This window comes from Pseudonocardia hispaniensis, assembly GCF_042658695.1.
GTDB lineage: Bacteria > Actinomycetota > Actinomycetes > Mycobacteriales > Pseudonocardiaceae > Pseudonocardia > Pseudonocardia hispaniensis.
Window position 1 is genome coordinate 145,275 of record NZ_JBHSQW010000014.1, and the last position, 17,517, is coordinate 162,791.

Below are 17,517 nucleotides of genomic sequence, written 5' to 3' on the forward strand. Positions count from 1 at the left end.
CGTCAGTGGCGAACGGGTGCGATGTTCAGCGACCGGCCGACCAGCCCGCGTGAGCGGGTGCTGAGTGTCTGGGCCACCGCACGCAGCGCCGCGCCGGAGGCCGACTCCGGCTCGGCCAGCACGATCGGGGTGCCGGCATCGCCGCATTCGCGCAGCCGCGGCTCCAGCGGGATCTGCCCCAGCAGCGGCACCGGGGCACCCAGCGCTCGGCTCAACGAGTCGGCCACGGTCTGGCCGCCGCCCACGCCGAAGACCTCCATCCGGGTGCCGTCGGGCAGTTCCATCCAGGACATGTTCTCCACCACCCCGGCCAGTCGCTGGCGGGTCTGCAGGGCGATCGCGCCCGCCCGCTCGGCCACCTCGGCCGCAGCCTGCTGCGGGGTGGTGACCACCAGCAGCTCGGCGTTCGGGATCAGCTGGGCGGTGGAGATCGCGATGTCCCCGGTGCCCGGGGGCAGATCCAGCAGCAGCACGTCCAGGTCGCCCCAGTAGACATCGGCCAGGAACTGCTGCAGCGCCCGGTGCAGCATCGGGCCCCGCCACACCACCGGCGTGTTGCCCTCGACGAACATGCCGATCGAGATGACCTTCACACCGTGCGCCTGCGGCGGCATGATCATGTTCTCGACCTTGGTCGGGCGTGCCGCGGTCCCCAGCATCCGAGGCACCGAATGACCGTAGATGTCGGCGTCGACCACGCCGACGTGCAGCCCGCGGGCGGCCATCGCCGCGGCGAGGTTGACCGTGACCGAGGACTTGCCCACTCCACCCTTGCCGGAGGCCACGCAGTAGACCCGGGTCAGTGAGCCAGGCTGGGCGAACGGGATGACCGGCTCCTCGACATCCCCGCGCAGGCTGCGCCGCAACGCGGTGCGCTGCTCGTCGCTCATCACGTCGAGGTCGACCTCCACGGCCCGGACGCCGGGGACGGTGGAGACCGCCGCGGTGACCCGGGACGTGATGGTGTCGCGCATGGGGCAGCCCGCGACCGTGAGATACACCCCGACGTGCGCGATACCGTCCGGGGAGACCGTGACGTCCTTGACCATGCCGAGCTCGGTGATCGGCTTGTGGATCTCGGGGTCATCGACCTTCGCCAGGGCGGCCCGAACAGCCTGCGCGACGGAGTCGGAATGTGCATTTCCGATGACGGACATCAGGTTCTCCGCTGGACCTTCCTATGACGTCGCTACGAGCGGCCACCGGCCGCGACTCGTCGTCCATGCTACGTGCGTGTCCGCCGGATCCGTCCGCCGTAGCATTTCTCGTCGTGACAGACATCGCCGACGCCGCCGCGGGGCAACGCCCGGCGGCGGTTCCGGGGGGACGGCGGCGCGTGCCGAGCCGAGAGCACCTCGCCTCATGGCGCGCTTTCTTGCGGGCTCACGCCACGATCACCCGGGCCTTGGAGACGGAATTGGTGGCGGAACAGCGGTTGTCCCTGGCCTCCTATGACGTGCTGGTGCAGCTCGCCGAGGCGCCGCAGCGCACGCTGCGGATGACCGAGCTGGCTGCGGCCGTGCTGCTGTCGCGGTCCGGGGTGACCCGGATCGTGGACCGGCTCGAGCGGGCCGGGATGGTCCGGCGCAGCGCGGTGGAAGGGGACGGCCGCGGCGTCGCGGCCACCCTCACCGAGTCCGGCCTGAGCCGGCTGCGCATCGCCGCTCGGACCCATCTCGCCGGTGTGGTGACGCATTTCGTCGACCGGCTGGGCGCTGACGAGATGGCCGCGCTGGAACGGATCAGTCGCAGGCTGGTCGACTGACATCGATCGGAGCGTCGCCAAGGCCCCGCTCGGCGCGGGCCATGGCCCGCTCGGACCCGTCGTTCCGTGCGGCATCGATCCGCTCGACGAGCCGGTCCAGCTCTCCGCGCAGGTAGTCGCGCGTTGCCACCTCGCCGATCGCGAGCCGCAGCGCGGCCAACTCGCGGGCCAGATACTCGGTATCCGCCTTGGTGCGTTCGGCGCGCCTGCGATCCTCGTCCAGCGAGACCCGGTCCCGGTCGTCCTGCCGGTTCTGCGCCAGCAGGATCAGCGGCGCCGCGTACGCGGCCTGGGTGGAGAACGCCAGGTTGAGCAGGATGAACGGGTAGGGATCCCACTGCAGGGACAGGGCGAACAGGTTCAGCGCGATCCAGACCACGACGATCACGGTCTGGATCGCCAGGTAGCGGCCGGTGCCGAGGAAGCGGGCCAGCCGTTCGGAGAACCGCGCGAACTCCTCGGGATCCATGTCGAGTCGCCGCCTGGCCGGGCGCGGCTGGTCGAGCCTGCGGCGAGCGCGCAGCTCAGGCATGGTCGCGACCTCCCGTGGGTTCGTTCACGACACCGTTGCGGTGGCCGTCGGGGCGTCCCGTGCCGGGGTTCCCGACGACGCCGCCGATCGGCTCGGCCAGCTCGTCCCGCCAGCCCCAGGGCAGGAGATGATCGAGCACGTCGTCGACGGTGACCGCGCCGAGCAGATGTTCCCCGGCGTCGACGACCGGGCCCGCGACGAGGTTGTACGCCGCGAAGTAGCGGGTGACCTGGGGCAGCGTCGCATCCGGCGAGAGCGCGAGCTCGTTGTCCACCAGCCCCGCGACCAGCTCGAACGGCGCCTCCCGCAGCAGCCGCTGAGAGTGCACGCAGCCGAGGTAGGGTCCGGTCGGCGTCTCGGTCGGAGGTCGGCAGACGAACACCATGCTCGCCAGCGCCGGCGGGATGTCCGGGTTGCGGATATGCGCGAGCGCCTCGGCGACCGTGGCGTCGGGGCGCAGGATGACCGGCTCGGGGGTCATCAGGCCGCCCGCGGTATCGGCCGAGTACCGCATCAGCCTGCGGACCGGTGCGGACTCCTCGGGTTCCATCAGGGCCAGCAGCCGGTCGGACTCGTCGTCGGGCAGCTCGCCGAGGAGGTCCGCCGCGTCGTCGGGGGCCATCGCGCCGAGCACGTCAGCGGCGCGCTCGGCGTCGAGGTGCCCCAGCATCAGCCGCTGGTCGGACTCCGACAGCTCCTCGAACACATCGGCCAGCCGTTCGTCGTCGAGGGCGTCGACGACCTCGTGCTGGCGCTTGATCGGCAGCTCGGACAGCGCGGCGGCGACGTCGGCCGCCCGCATCGTCTCGAACACCGCGAGCAGTCCCTCGGTGCCTTGCCGGTCGGACAGGGTCAGCCCCTGCACGGCCCGCCACGGCACGATGCTGACCGCGCCGCGCCGGGCCAGGCGGGTCCGCCGGGGGCGCACCGCGAGCCGTCCGACGACCCAGTCGCGGGAGCGGGTCGGCTCGATCGCCGCGTCGACGACGACGACCTCCTCGCCGGAGTCGGCCAGGTGCACGCGGGCGTCGATGACCTGACCGACGAGGAGCGCCTCGTTCGGACGCTGGCGAAACCCTCGGAGGCTGACCGATCCGGTGGCCAGCCTGACCGCCTCGGCGTCGATGGTGGTGACCCGCAGCATCGGCACGAAGATCCGCCGCCGGGTGACGAGCTCGACGACCAGCCCGAGCGCCCGCGGCGGGCTCGGATCGACCCGTAGCGAGATCACGACGTCGCGGACCTTGCCGATCCGCTCGCCGCCAGGACTGATGACGGCGAGGCCCACCATGCGTGCCACGTAGACCTGCGCCGCGCTCATGGGCACAGACTAGAACCGCCGGGGGCACGCGTCCGTGCACGTCACTCTAGGGTCCACTCTGTGCGGAACCTTCGATTCGATGTCGTCGACGTGTTCACCGACCGGCCGTACGCCGGCAACCCGCTGGCCGTCGTCCACGGGGCCGACGAGCTGGACGCCGCGGCCATGCAGGCGATCGCCGCCGAGTTCGGACTGTCCGAGACCGTCTTTCTGCTGCGCCCGACCCAGGCCGGGGCCGACTATCGGGTGCGGATCTTCACTCCGACGGTCGAGCTGCCCTTCGCCGGGCATCCGAGCGTGGGTGCGGCGTGGGTACTGGCCCGGGACGGGGTGATCGAGTCCGGTGAGGTCGTGCAGGAGTGCGGCGCGGGCCTGCTTCCTGCCCGTGTCGACGCCGTCGGGGCGCATGTCCGCGGCGGCCTGCCGGAGGTCGGCGACGACGCCGATGCCGGGCTGCTCGCGGCCGCGGTCGGGCTGGGGCCCGACGATGTCGACGGCGCGGCGGCCGCGGGCATCGCCGCGGCCGGGGTGCCGTTCGTCTTCCTCCCGGTGCGTCAGGACGCGGTGGCCAGGGCGGTCTGCGACGACGCCGCGGTGCGCGCGCAGACCGAGGGGGTGACGGGGCTGGTCGTCTTCCACGCCGACGCGGCGTGCGAGCGCATCCACCTGCGGATGTTCGCGCCCGGCTCGGGGGTGCCGGAGGATCCCGCGACGGGCTCGGCGGCGGTCGCGCTCGCGGTGTTCCTCGTCGACCGCGGGTTGCTCGGGCCCGACGGCGAGGCGGGCTTCACCATCGCCCAGGGGGCCGAGATCGGCCGGCCCTCGACGTTGCACGTGCGGGTGCGCGCCGGTGGGGGCCGTGCGACCGAAACCTGGGTCGGTGGCGGTGTGGCCGCGGTGTCCCGGGGTGAGCTGGTGGCGGTGCCGCAGGGGTAGTACTGCTCGGTAACCCGGTCTCACCTCGGCTGGGTGAGAAACCAATCACCCTGTGAGGTCACGTCGGCCCAAACGTGCCAGCATGCTGGGAACCCTGTGCCGACCTCGACGAGGAGTATGCCCGTGAGCACGCCCAACCGCGCCCGCCGTTCCTGCCTCGCAGTGCCGGGATCGAGCCAGAAGTTCATCGACAAGGCCCGCACCCTGCCCGCCGACCAGGTCTTCCTCGACCTGGAGGACGCCTGCGCCCCGCTGGCCAAGCCCGATGCGCGCAAGACGATCGTGGCCGCCCTCAACGAGGGCGGCTGGGGCGAGAAGATCCGGGTCGTCCGAGTGAACGACTGGACCACCGAGTGGACCTACCGCGACGTCACCGAGGTCGTCGAGGGCGCCGGAGCCAACCTCGACGCGATCATGCTGCCGAAGGTCCAGACGGCGGAGCAGATCGTCGCGCTGGACATGCTGCTGACCCAGATCGAGAAGACGATGGGCTACGAGGTCGGCCGCATCGGCATCGAGGCGCAGATCGAGAACGCGCTGGGCCTGATCAACGTCAACGCGATCGCCACGGCCTCCCCGCGGGTCGAGACGATCATCTTCGGTCCGGCCGACTTCATGGCGAGCATCAACATGAAGTCGCTGGTCGTGGGTGAGCAGCCGCCCGGCTACGACGTGGGCGACGCCTACCACCACATCCTGATGAGCATCCTGATGGCCGCGCGGGCCCACGACAAGCAGGCCATTGACGGCCCGTACCTGCAGATCAAGGACGTCGACGGGTTCCGCAGGGTGGCAGGCCGCTCCGCCGCGCTCGGGTTCGACGGCAAGTGGGTGCTGCACCCCGGCCAGATCGATGCCGCCAACGAGACGTTCTCCCCGGCCCAGGCCGACTACGACCACGCCGAGAACATCCTCGACGCCTACGAGTACTTCACCTCGGCGGCGGGTGGCGCGCGGGGCGCGGCGATGCTGGGCGACGAGATGATCGACGAAGCCAGCCGCAAGATGGCCCTGGTCATCGCGGGCAAGGGCCGGGCCGCCGGCATGCAGCGCACCGACCGCTGGACCCCGCCCGCGGAGTGAGCCCGATTCGCTGCGAACGCTACGGAACGGTCGTTCGAGCAGGACCGAAACCGCCGTACCGTAGCGATCGGGGCGCAGCGATCCGTTCCGCAGGCAACCGTCACCGAGAGGAACCCCCCATGGCCCGGCTCGCCCAGACCGCCGGTCTGACCGAGATCCAGCAGGAGATCCTGTCCACCGTCCGCACGTTCGTGGACAAGGAGATCCTCCCGCACGCCACCGCGCTGGAGCATGCCGACACCTATCCCCAGGACATCGTCGACGGGATGAAGGAGATGGGGCTGTTCGGCCTCACCATCCCGGAGGAGTACGGCGGGCTCGGTGAGTCGCTGCTCACCTACGCACTGGTGGTGGAGCAGATCGCGCGCGGCTGGATGAGCGTCTCCGGCGTGATCAACACCCACTTCATCGTGGCGTACATGATCAACCAGCACGGTACGCCCGAACAGAAGCAGCGCTACCTGCCGAAGATGGCCACGGGTGAGGTCCGCGGCTCGTTCTCCATGTCCGAGCCCGATCTCGGCTCCGACGTCGCCGCGATCAAGACGAAGGCCGTGCAGGACGGCGCCGGGGCCGACGCGGACTACGTGATCGATGGCGCCAAGATGTGGCTGACCAACGGCGGCACCTCCAACCTCACCGCGGTGCTGGTCCGCACCGAGGAGGGGGCGCCCAAGCCGTATCAGAACCTCACCACGTTCCTGGTGGACAAGCCCACCGGCTACGGCGAGGTCGCGCCGGGGCTGATCGTGCCCGGCAAGATCGACAAGATGGGCTACAAGGGCGTGGACACCACCGAGATGGTGTTCAAGGGTCACCGGGTGCCGGCCGCGCAGATCCTGGGCGGCAAGCGTGGTGCCGGCTTCGCCCAGATGATGGACGGTGTCGAGGTCGGCCGCGTGAACGTCGCCGCTCGCGCCTGCGGCATCTCGATCCGGGCGTTCGAGCTGGCCGTCGAGTACGCCCAGCAGCGCAGCACGTTCGGCAAGCCGATCGCCGAGCACCAGGCCATCGCGTTCAAGCTCGCCGAGATGGCCACCAAGGTCGAGGCCGCGCACCTGATGATGGTCAACGCCGCGCGGCTGAAGGACTCGGGCAACCGCAACGACGTCGAGGCCGGGATGGCCAAGCTGCTCGCCAGCGAGTACTGCGCGGAGGTCACCCAGGAGGCCTTCCGCATCCACGGCGGCTACGGCTACTCCAAGGAGTACGAGATCGAGCGGTTGATGCGCGAGGCGCCGTTCCTGCTGATCGGGGAGGGAACCTCGGAGATCCAGAAGACGATCATCAGCCGAGGCCTGCTGCGGGAGTACAAGCAGCGCACCTGACCCTGTGAGTGGATAACAGTGTTCTAACACTGTTATCCACTCACAGCCACTGGTGACCTGGTGATTTCGGTCGAGTGTCGTTCGTCCCTCTCGCGATGGTTGCGATGGGCACTGCGACGGATCTGCATCCGTTGGCATGATGTGGGCGCCTGATGTCCAGGTGTTCCGATACCAAGGAGACGGCCGTGACCACCCCGTTCGGGGGCCCCGCGCGAACCGCGCCCGGGCTGCCCAACCTTCCCACTCCGCCGACCGGGTGGCCGGTCGGCTCCTACGCCACCTATGCGGAGGCGCAGCGGGCGGTCGACCATTTGGCCGACAGTGACTTCCCGGTGCGCGACGTCACGATCGTCGGCGTCGACCTGATGCTCGTCGAGCGCGTCATCGGCCGGCTGAGCTGGGGGCGGGTCCTGCTGTCCGGCGCCGCGTCCGGCGCCTGGTTCGGCCTGTTCGTCGGCCTGCTGCTCGGCCTGTTCGCCACCTCCTCCGGTCCGCTGGGCCCGATTCTGGTCGGGCTGGCCAGCGGTCTGGTTTTCGGTCTGGTCTTCGCCGCCGTCGGTTACGGCGCGAGCCGCGGTCGCCGCGATTTCACCTCGGCCAGCCAGATGGTCGCCGGCCGCTACGACGTGCTCTGCCAGCCGCGCAACGCCGAGAAGGCCCGCGAGCTGCTCGCCAAGCTGGCGATGGGACCCAATCCCGGAACCTGATCCCAGGGCTCGGCCCCTCGCCGTGACCGGCGAAGGTCTCGGATCGATCTCAGCCCCGTGGCGCCCGATTGCGAGTCCAGGCAACCCGTCCTAGGTTCGGCCTGACTGCACATGTCGTGATTTCCATCACCGGTCGACCACACGACTGGGGGACGCCCACTCGGGCCAGTGGGCGGGGCGGAGGGGGACGGGATGAGTAGGCCGCCGGATCAAGGGGGACGCCGCCGGGGTCGCAGGTCGGCCGCGGTCGTGAGCAGCGCCCTGCTGGCCGCGGCGATGCTTGCCGGCTGCGCCGCGGAGGCGAGCGGTCCGCCGGTACTGAACTTCTACACCCCGGCCGACGGCGCCACGCAGTACGCCGCCGCGGCCGAGGACTGTTCCGCCGCCGCCGGCGGCCGCTACTCGATCGTGCAGCAGACCCTGCCCAAGAGCGCGGACGACCAGCGCCTGCAGCTGGCACGTCGGCTGGTCGCAGGCGACTCGGCGGTGGACATCGTGGCCATCGACGTCACCTGGACCGCCGAGTTCGCCGAGGCTGGGTGGATCAAGGAGTTTCCCGCGGATCAGGCCGCCAAGGTCCGGGACGGCACGCTGAAGGCGGCCTACGAGACCGGCACCTACCAGGGCGCCCTGTGGGCCGCCCCGCTCAACACCAACACCCAGATCCTCTGGTACCGCAAGGACCTCTCGCCCACCCCACCCGCGACCTGGGACGAGATGATCAAGGCGTCGACCGATCTGGCCGCGCGCGGGCTGCCCTCCTACATCGAGGTTCAGGGTGCTCAGTACGAGGGCCTGACCGTGTGGTTCAACACCCTGCTGACCAGCGCGGGCGGCCAGATCGTGGCGGAGAACGGCGACGTGCTCGTCGACAAGGGCGACGCCGCGGAGCAGGCCTTGTCGATCATGCAGCGGGTGGCGGCCGCGCCGGGGGCGGACCCGTCGATCTCGGTGGCCAAGGAGAACGACGGACGGCTGGCCATGGAGGCGGGCACCGCCGCGTTCCAGGTCAACTACCCGTTCGTCTACGCCTCGATCCACACCCCGCCGCCGGACGGCGGGGGTGGTGGCACCTTCATCGACGAGCAGGGCCGCCCAACCGGCACCGACACCGGACGGCGGGTGATCGACGAGTTCGCCTGGGCGCCGTACCCGTCGGTGGAGCCGGGCAAACCGGCCAGCGTCACGATCGGCGGGCTGAACCTGGGGGTCAGCACGACATCGCTGCACCCGGATCTGGCGTTCGAGGCCATCCAGTGCCTGCGCAACCGCGACAACCAGTTGCGCAACGCCGTCGAGGGCGGCGTTCCGCCGACCCTGGAGGCGCTCTACTCCGACCCGGCCTTCCAGGCGGAGTACCCGGCGTGGGAGGCGATCAAGTCGTCGCTCGACAACGCCAGCGTCCGGCCGAAGACCCCGGCGTACCAGAGCATCTCGATCGTCATCTCCGACCTGCTCAACCCACCCGCGCAGATCAACCCGGACACCGCGGTCCCCATCCTGGCCGACCAGATCGGCCAGGCCACGAGATCGGAGGGGCTGGTCCCATGAGCACGGCGACTCCCACGACGACCGCGCCGCCGACCCTCGGGCGTCCGCCGCGCCGGGCGGCGGTGTCGGAGGGCGTGAAGGCCGAACGCAGGCTCGGCTGGCTGCTCTGCGCCCCCGCGGCACTGATCATGCTCGCGGTCACCGCATATCCGATCATCTACGCGGTCTGGCTGTCATTGCAGCGCTACGACCTGCGCTTCCCGGCCGACCGGACGTTCGCCGGGGTGTCCAACTACGTGGCCGTGCTGACCTCGAGCTACTGGTGGCAGGCGTTTCTCGTCACCATGATCATCACGGTGATCTCGGTGGCGATCGAGTTCGTGCTCGGCCTCGCGCTCGCCCTGGTCATGCACCGCACCCTGGTCGGCCGCGGACTGACCCGGACGGTCGTGCTGATCCCGTACGGCATCGTCACCGTCGTCGCCGCGTTCAGCTGGCAGTTCGCCTGGACCCCCGACAAGGGCTACCTGGCGGCGCTGCTGCCCGGCGGGACCGCCCCGTTGACCGATCAGGTCTCGGCCATCGCGATCATCATCCTGGCCGAGGTCTGGAAGACCACGCCGTTCATGGCGCTGCTGCTCATGGCCGGCCTCGCACTCGTGCCCGACGACCTGCTCAAGGCCGCGCAGGTGGATGGCGCCGGGCCGTGGCAGCGGCTGACGAAGATCATCCTGCCGATGATGAAGCCGGCGATCCTCGTCGCGCTGCTGTTCCGCACCCTGGACGCCTTCCGGGTGTTCGACAACATCTACATCCTCACCCAGGGCTCCAACGGCACGGGTTCGGTGTCGATGCTCGGTTACGACAACCTGTTCAAGGCGTTCAACCTCGGCATCGGATCGGCGATCAGCGTGCTGATCTTCATCGCGGTCGCCCTGATCGCAGTGCTGTTCATCAAGGCGTTCGGGGCCTCCGCGCCCGGTGCCGAGGTCGAGGGGAGGCGCTGAGAATGGCCGTCGCGACGAGCGCGGGCACCGGCCGCAAGGGCTGGTGGGCCGTCGCGGACCTGCTGGTCCTGCTCTACGCGCTGATCCCGGTGCTGTGGATCCTGTCGCTGTCGTTCAAGACCGCGGACACGATCACTGACGGCAACTTCATCCCGCGCAGCTGGACGGTGCAGAACTACGCCGAGATCTTCCAGATCGGTCTGTTCACCGCGGCGCTGCGCAACTCCATCGGGATCGCGTTGATCTCCACCGTGTTCGCCGTGGTGATCGGGACGATGGCGGCCTACGCCATCGCTCGGCTGCAGTTCCCCGGCAAGAAGCTCCTGGTCGGGGTCTCGCTGCTGATCGCGATGTTCCCGCAGATCTCGCTGGTGTCTCCGCTGTTCGACATCGAGCGCGGACTCGGGATCTTCGACACCTGGACCGGGCTGATCATCCCGTACATCACGTTCGCGCTGCCGTTGGCGATCTACACCCTCTCCGCGTTCTTCCGGGAGATCCCGTGGGAGTTGGAGAAGGCCGCGAAGATGGACGGAGCCACCCCGCTGCAGGCGTTCCGATCGGTGATCGTGCCGCTGGCCGCACCCGGGGTGTTCACCACGGCCATCCTGGTGTTCATCTTCTGCTGGAACGACTTCCTGTTCGCGATCTCGCTCACCTCGACCAGTGCCTCGCAGACTGCGCCGGTGGCGATCGCGAACTTCACCGGGGCGTCGCAGTTCGCCGAGCCGACCGGTTCGATCGCGGCGGCCGCGGTCCTGCTCACCATCCCGATCATCGTCTTCGTGCTGTTCTTCCAGCGCCGGATCGTCGCCGGCTTGACCTCCGGCGCAGTGAAGGGTTGAAAGGTACCGACAATGGCTGACATCGTCCTGGACCACGTGACCAAGCGGTACCCCGACGGCACCGTCGCCGCCAACGACGTCAACGTCGAGATCACCGACGGTGAGTTCATCATTCTCGTCGGACCGTCCGGCTGCGGGAAGTCGACGGTCCTGAACATGATCGCCGGTCTGGAGGACATCTCCGAGGGCGAGCTGCGCATCGGCGGCCAGCGGATGAACGAACGCGCCCCCAAGGATCGCGACATCGCGATGGTGTTCCAGTCGTACGCGCTCTATCCGCACATGACCGTGCGGGAGAACATGGCGTTCCCTCTCAAGATCGCGAAGATGGACAAGGCGGAGATCAACCGCAAGGTCGAGGAGACGGCCGGGATCCTCGACCTCACCCAGCACCTGGATCGCAAGCCGGCGAACATGTCCGGTGGCCAGCGCCAGCGCGTGGCGATGGGGCGGGCGATCGTGCGCAACCCCAAGGCGTTCCTGATGGACGAGCCGCTGTCCAATCTGGACGCGAAGTTGCGTGTGCAGATGCGCACGATGGTCGCGAAGTTGCAGCAGCGGCTGTCCACCACGACCGTGTACGTCACCCACGACCAGACCGAAGCGATGACGTTGGGGGACCGCATCGTCGTGATGCGCGGCGGGGTGGTGCAGCAGATCGGTTCGCCGCAGCACCTCTACGACCACCCCGCCAACCTGTTCGTCGCCGGGTTCATCGGTTCGCCCGCGATGAACTTCCTGCCGGCCCGGCTGGAGAACGGGGCGCTGCGCACCGCCCTGGGCGACCTGGCCCTCAACGACGAGCTGCGCCGCACGCTGGAGGATGCCGAGGCGCCGCGCGAGGTGATCGCGGGCATCCGCCCCGAGCACTTCGAGGACGCCGCGCTCGTCGAGGACCATGTCCGGGCCCGTGGTTCGGTGTTCGCCGCCCAGGTGGATGTGCTGGAGTCGATGGGGTCGGACAAGTTCGCCTACTTCAAGGTCGAGGGCGAGCAGGCGATGTCCGCCGATCTGGCCGACCTGGCCGCCGACGCCGGCACCGCGGACGTCCCGGAGAGCGCGGGACAGCTGGTCACCCGGTTCTCCGCGACCTCGGCGGCGACCGAGGGCGCCCGTTGCGAGGTCTGGGTCGACACGGACAAGATCCAGATCTTCAACCCCACCACCGGGGCGAACCTGACCATCCCTCAACCCGTGCCGCTCGCCCGCGAGTCGCGCTAGCGGGGCAGGGGGTCAGTGGTGGCGGCCAGGGTTGCGGCGGAGGCGGGCGACCACCTCATCGTCCCAGCGATGGGTGCGTAGCAGCCGGTAGCGCTGGCCGGCCAGCTGAAGATAGGCCTCGGCGTCGGTGCGGCCATCGATCAGGTCGGCGTCCCGCAGCATGCGCACCACCGGCTGGAACTCCTCGGACCACCATCGACGGGCCACCGTCTCCCGATCGAGATAGCGGCGCTCGTGCTGCATGAGCCGGAACCCCCAGGCCTCGACCGTCTCGCTGAGCTCGGCATAACTCCAGGCGTCGGTGATCCGGATCGATTCCAGCGCCCGGCCGGTCAGCGGGACCCGGTCGAGGAACACCCGGCGCAGATCCTTCGTGATCAGGTCGCTGCGGTGCTCGATCCCGGCTGTGTCGAGCCGCGTCGTCACCTCGGTGACCCTGGCCTCGATCACGCGCAGGCCCACGGCGTGCGCGACCGAGACGCGATGGTGCCCGTCGCGGACGAAATGCAGGCCGCCGACCCGGTAGACGTCGATCGGCGGGATCGGCTCGCCGCGGCGTTGGGCCCGCGCGAGACGCTCCCAGCGCTCCCGGGTGCGCTGGGAGCGCGGCCGGAACCAGCGGTCGAAGTCGGCGGTCCGATCGACGCTGCCGACGATGGAGTCCAGCGGGATGACCTGCAGCCCCAACGGCCGCTCGCCGGTGCGCCCGAGCGCGGTCACGACCTCGTCGAAGGGCAGGATCTCGGAGATGTCGTCGGGCTCGCGGCGCAGCCACGACGCCAGCCGGGACAGTACCTGACGGCGCCGGACCCGCAGGAAGTCGTTCTCGGCGTCGGCGTGGCTGAATCCGGTGTCCATGTCAGTGGCACTCCGGCGTCCGGTGCCCCGCGACCGGGCGCGCACGGGAGTGACCAGGGACGCGGGCGGGCACGCGATCACCATAGGGCGGGCCTCGGCCATCCGGAACCTGCGGGCGCGTCCGCTTGGGTGCGCCGGGCACGTGCGCCAGGATGCGGACGTGCCCGGACCCGACCCACGACGGCCGCTGGGGCCTGCGAGCCTGCCCCGCGCGTTCGACGCCCACGCCCGCAGCTACGACCGGATGGTGGCCTCGAACCGGCGCTACCACGATCACCTCCGACTCTCCGCGCGCCGGATGGGCCTGGCCAGAAGCTCAGGCCTGCGGCTGCTGGACGTGGGCTGCGGTACCGGCGCCTCGACGGCCGCGCTGCTCGACGCGGTGCCGGGCGCGCAGGTTGTCGCGGTCGACGCCTCGGCCGAGATGCTCGCCCAGGCCCGGCGCAAGAACTGGCCCCCGGGCGTGCGGTTCGTGCATGCGCGACTCGAGAACCTCGACCGCGCCGGGATCACCGGGCCCTTCGACGCCATTCTCGCCGCCTATCTGGTGCGTAACCTCCCTGATCCCGACGCCGGCCTGCGCGTTCTGCACGATCTGCTGCGGCCCGGTGCGCCGATCGCGGTGCACGAGTACTCCGCGCGCGACTCGCTGCGCAGCCGGATGGTCTGGGACGCCGTGTGCTGGGGCGTGATCATCCCGATGGGACGGCTACGCAGTGGTTCCACCGAGCTCTACCGCTACCTGTGGCGCAGCGTCCGCGAGTTCGACGGTGTCGGGGCCTTCACCGACCGGATGGCGCGCGCAGGCTTCACCGACATCCGCACCCAGACCATGACGGGGTGGCAGACCCATATCGTGCACACCTTCCTCGGCAGGCGTCCCGTCGAGGACGATCCGGCGCTCGATGCCGACGCCGGGCGGCCCGCTGATCTCGCCGATGTCGAGACTCCACCGGCGGGCTCCCCGAGCGTGGGCTGAGTGGAGCCGGCGCAGCGCGATCAGCCGCTGCGCAGCGCGTAGCGCCGCTCGGCGTACGCGATGTCGTCGCGCCACAGTCGCGTCGCGGCGCCGACCACCAGCGGGCGCAGCGCTGCGGCGATCCGCAGCGCGTTCCGGAACCCGGGTCGTCGCGAATGCGCGACGACGGCCTCGATCACCGCGGTGCGTGGTCGCCCGTCAGGTCCGGGGCGCAGCGGGGTCGCGTGTGTCTCGACGACGCTGCCGGTGCCCTCGCCGTCGACGATCTCCATGGTCACCGTGCGCGGGTCCGGACAGCTGAACGCGGCGACCACCGGGACGCCGAGTCGCCTCGACACCCGAAATGTCACCTCGACGAGAAATCGGTCCGCCTCGGGCGGGCAGGTGATCGGCGGGGCGCTCGTGACCCGCAGCGCGGCGAAGGAGTACGGGTGGAGCCATGCGCCGTGCCAGGGATCGAGCCGGTTGGCGAGGACGTCCTGCGGTTCGCAGACACCGACGACCGTCGCGACGGAGGCGAAACTGGCCGCCGGATCGGGTCGCGGGCCCAGGATCGGGACGGGGGTGGGCGGGTTCGCGTCGGCCAGCCGTACCCACGCGAGCACGCCGTCGTCGTGGGCCGGCAACGGCCGCCAGTCCGGCCGCCCGCACGGGCCCAGGGAGAGCCCGTGCCAGCGGCAGACGAGCCGTCCCTCGTGCACCGCCGCGTCGGCAAGCGGGGCCCCGAGATGCGGACAGGAGCCGGGGCCCACGTGCAGCGCGCCGGAGCCGTCGCGCCAGGCCACGACCTCGCGACCGGCCACGACCCGGCCGAACGCACGACCCGGCCGCACCTCGCGGCTGCCAGCCAGCACGTACCAGCCACCGGACGGTCGGGCCAGCGCGCGACGCAGGGCCGCGGAGATGACCCCGGGCACCGCCTCGCCGAAGGTCGGCCGCTGCTGCACCCAGGCGACCGTGCGCAGCCGGCGAAGCGGGTTGCCCGGCAGACGCTCCCTCACATCCTCGAGGCTAGGTCGCCTCGCTCGGATACCGGAACCGGCCGTCCCCGGCCGGGTCGTCGGCGGACGGCCGGGTCAGCTGTGGCCCGAGGTCCGACCGGCGGCTCGGCCACCGATGGGCTAGAGCCACTGGTTCTTGCGGAAGTTGCGGTAGAGCACCATGCAGAGCACTCCGATGAGGATGAGCACGGCGGGGTAGCCGAACCTCCAGTGCAGCTCGGGCATGACGTCGAAGTTCATCCCGTAGATGCCGGCGATCATGGTCGGCACGGAGATCAGCGCGGCGTAGGCGGTGATCTTGCGCATGTCCTTGTTCGACTGCATCGTGTGCTTGGCCAGGATCGCGTCGACCAGCGTGGTGAGCAGCTCGTCGAAGCCCGCGACCCGCTCGGCGACGGTGCCCAGGTGGTCGTCGACGTTGCGAAAGTAGGACCGCACCTCGTGCGGGACCAGCGCCGAGTAGCCCTCGGCCAGCTTGCGCACCGGCGCGACCAGCGGCGTCACCGCCCGACGCAGCTCGAGCACCTCGCGCTTCATGACGTAGATCTGCTCGGCGTCCATCGCCGAGCGGGGGGTGAAGACCTCCCCCTCCATCTCGTCGATGTCGTCCTCGATCGCCTCGGTCACCTCCAGGTAGCTGTCGACGACGTGGTCGGCGATCGCGTGCAGCACCGCGGCCGGACCGAGCGCCAGCTGCTCGGCGTCGGCCTCCAGCTTGTGGCGCACGTCCCGCAGTGCACAGTGCTGGCCGTGCCGGACGGTCACCACGAAGTCGCGGCCGAGGAAGGCCATCACCTCGCCGGTCTCGACGATCTCGGTGGCCGTCCGCGGCTCGGCGTGGCCGATGTAACGCACCGTCTTGAGGACCATGAACAGCGTGTCGTCGTAGCGCTCCAGCTTCGGCCGCTGGTGCGCGTGCACCGCGTCCTCGACGGCGAGCTCGTGCAGACCGAAGGTGTCGGCGATTCCGGTGATCTGCTCGTCGGTCGGCTCGTGCAGGCCGATCCAGACGAACCCCTCACCGCGCCTGCGCACCTCGGCGACCGCCTTCTCGTGCGTCCAGCGGCCCGGCAGCCGCCTGCCGTCCACATAGACGGCGCAGTCGACGACATATGCCGACATGGGCACCCGCAGTTTCGGCAGCGGGAGGGGAGCACGAGCGATCAGGCGGGTGCGGGACACGGCGGACCGGGTCGAGGACAGGGACGGCACGGCGGACCTCCTGAGGGGAGACGGACGCAAGGCCCGCAAAGGGCTGTTGCGAAGAACGGTGCGTCGCGTCCCCGGTCGGCTCGCCGGGCCGCTCAGCCGGTGCTGCTGAACACGGGCGTGGGGACGCGGCAGGTACTGCAGCCGGGTGCTGACGGCACCGCGCTCACCTCCTGACCTGTGATCTCCGGCATCGGGCCTACGGCTGGTCCACGGGTTAGATTACCCATCCACAGGATGTATCGGTGTTGGAGGCGTTGACGTTGCAGTTCGGGCGGTACTTCGAGGAGTTCGAGGTCGGGGCGGTCTACAAGCACTGGCCGGGAAAGACGGTCACCGAGTACGACGACCACCTGTTCTGCCTGCTGACCATGAACCACCACCCCCTGCACATGGATGCGCACTACGCCGAGGAGACGACGGAGTTCAAGCGCAACGTCGTCGTCGGCAACTACATCTACTCGCTGCTGCTGGGTATGTCGGTGCCGGACGTGTCGGGCAAGGCCATCGCGAACCTCGAGGTGGAGTCGCTCAAGCACACCAAGCCGACCTTCCACGGTGACACGATCTACGGCGAGACCGAGGTCCTGGACAAGACCGAGTCGAAGTCCAAGGACGATCGCGGCGTCGTCTACGTCGAGACCCGCGGCTACAAGCAGGACGGAACGGTGGTGTGCACGTTCCGGCGCAAGGTGATGGTGCCCAAGCGCAGCTACGGCGACACCCGTGGTGGGGAGCAGCCGGGGCGGCCGGAACCGCGGGGATGAGGATCGCGGAAATCCCCCGACTCGGTCGCGGAAATCCCCCGACTCGCGGGGTCAGCGGGGGAGGGCGTCCCATTCGGTGAGGGCCTCCAGCAGCCCGTCGACGAGCGGGAGCTGGGCCAGGCCGGCGGCGTCGACCCAACGCGCGTCGGTCGCGTCGTCGCCGGCCTGCAGCCGCCCGCCCGCGGGCTCGCAGTGATAGTCCGCGATGCGGAACGGCCCGCGGACAACCTCGCCCGCGAGCGGGCCCACCCGCACGGTCAGGCCCGTCTCCTCGGCGGTCTCGCGCACGACGGCCGCATGGTCGGTCTCGCCCGGCTCCACCCGGCCACCGGGCACGGCCCACAACCCGGCGCCGGGCTCGTTGGCCCGCTGCACGAGCAGGAGCCGCCCCGATCGGTCACGCACGATCGCTCCCACGCAGGGGATATGTCCGCTACCCTCAGTCATCAGCCAGTACGGTACGCTCC

Annotated in this window: 18 protein-coding genes; 11 read left to right on the top strand and 7 right to left on the bottom strand. The window is 70.1% G+C overall.

Translation table 11 applies throughout. The features are described from left to right. Window positions 1-2: 2 nt before the first annotated feature. On the bottom strand, window positions 3-1,157 hold the full coding sequence (locus tag ACFQE5_RS07080) for an Mrp/NBP35 family ATP-binding protein (RefSeq protein ID WP_379584005.1): 1,155 nt from the start codon (window positions 1,155-1,157) through the stop codon (window positions 3-5). A 113-nt stretch (window positions 1,158-1,270) separates the two neighbouring features. Here ACFQE5_RS07080 and ACFQE5_RS07085 point away from each other — a divergent pair, with 113 nt between their 5' ends. Continuing rightward, entirely contained in the window at window positions 1,271-1,765 is a 495-nt protein-coding gene (locus tag ACFQE5_RS07085; RefSeq protein WP_379584006.1) for a MarR family winged helix-turn-helix transcriptional regulator, read from the top strand. On the opposite strand, the gene ACFQE5_RS07090 is transcribed toward ACFQE5_RS07085, so the two are convergent. Further along, window positions 1,743-2,297: a DUF1003 domain-containing protein gene (locus ACFQE5_RS07090; RefSeq protein ID WP_379584007.1), complete on the bottom strand. Its 555-nt coding sequence runs from the start codon at window positions 2,295-2,297 to the stop codon at window positions 1,743-1,745. The two genes, ACFQE5_RS07085 and ACFQE5_RS07090, sit on opposite strands and share 23 nt — an antisense overlap. Next, window positions 2,290-3,618 carry a magnesium transporter MgtE N-terminal domain-containing protein gene (locus ACFQE5_RS07095; protein WP_379584008.1) on the bottom strand — a complete coding sequence of 443 codons (1,329 nt, stop codon included), beginning with the start codon at window positions 3,616-3,618 and terminating at the stop codon, window positions 2,290-2,292. Before ACFQE5_RS07095 ends, ACFQE5_RS07090 begins: the two co-directional genes overlap by 8 nt. Before the next feature lie 60 nt (window positions 3,619-3,678). Between ACFQE5_RS07095 and ACFQE5_RS07100 the strand changes: the two genes are divergently transcribed. The 8 genes from ACFQE5_RS07100 to ACFQE5_RS07135 all read left to right on the top strand — a co-directional run bounded on the left by ACFQE5_RS07100 (window position 3,679) and on the right by ACFQE5_RS07135 (window position 12,236). Beyond that, window positions 3,679-4,554 (top strand): PhzF family phenazine biosynthesis protein, encoded by an 876-nt coding sequence (locus ACFQE5_RS07100; RefSeq protein WP_379584009.1) that lies wholly within the window; start codon window positions 3,679-3,681, stop codon window positions 4,552-4,554. Between the two features lie 123 nt (window positions 4,555-4,677). Continuing rightward, complete coding sequence (locus ACFQE5_RS07105) at window positions 4,678-5,637, top strand: HpcH/HpaI aldolase/citrate lyase family protein (RefSeq protein WP_379584010.1); 960 nt, start codon at window positions 4,678-4,680, stop codon at window positions 5,635-5,637. Between the two features lie 119 nt (window positions 5,638-5,756). Further along, window positions 5,757-6,965 (top strand): acyl-CoA dehydrogenase family protein, encoded by a 1,209-nt coding sequence (locus ACFQE5_RS07110; protein WP_379584011.1) that lies wholly within the window; start codon window positions 5,757-5,759, stop codon window positions 6,963-6,965. Between the two features lie 185 nt (window positions 6,966-7,150). Next, window positions 7,151-7,672 carry a general stress protein gene (locus ACFQE5_RS07115; RefSeq protein WP_379584012.1) on the top strand — a complete coding sequence of 174 codons (522 nt, stop codon included), beginning with the start codon at window positions 7,151-7,153 and terminating at the stop codon, window positions 7,670-7,672. 249 nt (window positions 7,673-7,921) lie between these two features. Further along, window positions 7,922-9,223 (top strand): ABC transporter substrate-binding protein, encoded by a 1,302-nt coding sequence (locus tag ACFQE5_RS07120; protein WP_379584013.1) that lies wholly within the window; start codon window positions 7,922-7,924, stop codon window positions 9,221-9,223. Next, a complete protein-coding gene (locus ACFQE5_RS07125; RefSeq protein WP_379584014.1) occupies window positions 9,220-10,170 on the top strand; it encodes a carbohydrate ABC transporter permease in 951 nt (316 codons plus the stop codon). The genes ACFQE5_RS07120 and ACFQE5_RS07125 overlap by 4 nt, the downstream gene beginning before the upstream one ends. Window positions 10,171-10,172: 2 nt before the next feature. Beyond that, window positions 10,173-11,015, top strand: coding sequence for a carbohydrate ABC transporter permease (locus ACFQE5_RS07130; protein ID WP_379584015.1), 843 nt, complete (start codon window positions 10,173-10,175; stop codon window positions 11,013-11,015). 12 nt (window positions 11,016-11,027) lie between these two features. Further along, window positions 11,028-12,236 (top strand): ABC transporter ATP-binding protein, encoded by a 1,209-nt coding sequence (locus ACFQE5_RS07135; RefSeq protein ID WP_379584016.1) that lies wholly within the window; start codon window positions 11,028-11,030, stop codon window positions 12,234-12,236. A 12-nt stretch (window positions 12,237-12,248) separates the two neighbouring features. On the opposite strand, the gene ACFQE5_RS07140 is transcribed toward ACFQE5_RS07135, so the two are convergent. Beyond that, a complete protein-coding gene (locus ACFQE5_RS07140) occupies window positions 12,249-13,094 on the bottom strand; it encodes a chromosome partitioning protein ParB (RefSeq protein WP_379584017.1) in 846 nt (281 codons plus the stop codon). Window positions 13,095-13,254: 160 nt separating this feature from the next. Between ACFQE5_RS07140 and ACFQE5_RS07145 the strand changes: the two genes are divergently transcribed. Further along, entirely contained in the window at window positions 13,255-14,073 is an 819-nt protein-coding gene (locus ACFQE5_RS07145; protein WP_379584018.1) for a class I SAM-dependent methyltransferase, read from the top strand. Between the two features lie 20 nt (window positions 14,074-14,093). Here the strand turns inward: ACFQE5_RS07145 and ACFQE5_RS07150 are convergent, their stop codons facing one another. Both ACFQE5_RS07150 and ACFQE5_RS07155 read right to left on the bottom strand, forming a co-directional pair. After that, window positions 14,094-15,074: a DUF5914 domain-containing protein gene (locus ACFQE5_RS07150; RefSeq protein ID WP_379584019.1), complete on the bottom strand. Its 981-nt coding sequence runs from the start codon at window positions 15,072-15,074 to the stop codon at window positions 14,094-14,096. A gap of 120 nt (window positions 15,075-15,194) precedes the next feature. Beyond that, on the bottom strand, window positions 15,195-16,286 hold the full coding sequence (locus ACFQE5_RS07155; RefSeq protein WP_379584020.1) for a magnesium and cobalt transport protein CorA: 1,092 nt from the start codon (window positions 16,284-16,286) through the stop codon (window positions 15,195-15,197). Window positions 16,287-16,546: 260 nt separating this feature from the next. On the opposite strand from ACFQE5_RS07155, the gene ACFQE5_RS07160 reads away from it, so the two are divergent. Continuing rightward, the gene (locus tag ACFQE5_RS07160) at window positions 16,547-17,050 is read left to right on the top strand and encodes a MaoC family dehydratase (protein ID WP_379584076.1); all 504 of its coding nucleotides are present in this window, start codon (window positions 16,547-16,549) and stop codon (window positions 17,048-17,050) included. Between the two features lie 51 nt (window positions 17,051-17,101). On the opposite strand, the gene ACFQE5_RS07165 is transcribed toward ACFQE5_RS07160, so the two are convergent. Beyond that, window positions 17,102-17,497 (bottom strand): NUDIX hydrolase, encoded by a 396-nt coding sequence (locus ACFQE5_RS07165; protein WP_379584021.1) that lies wholly within the window; start codon window positions 17,495-17,497, stop codon window positions 17,102-17,104. Window positions 17,498-17,517 lie beyond the last annotated feature (20 nt).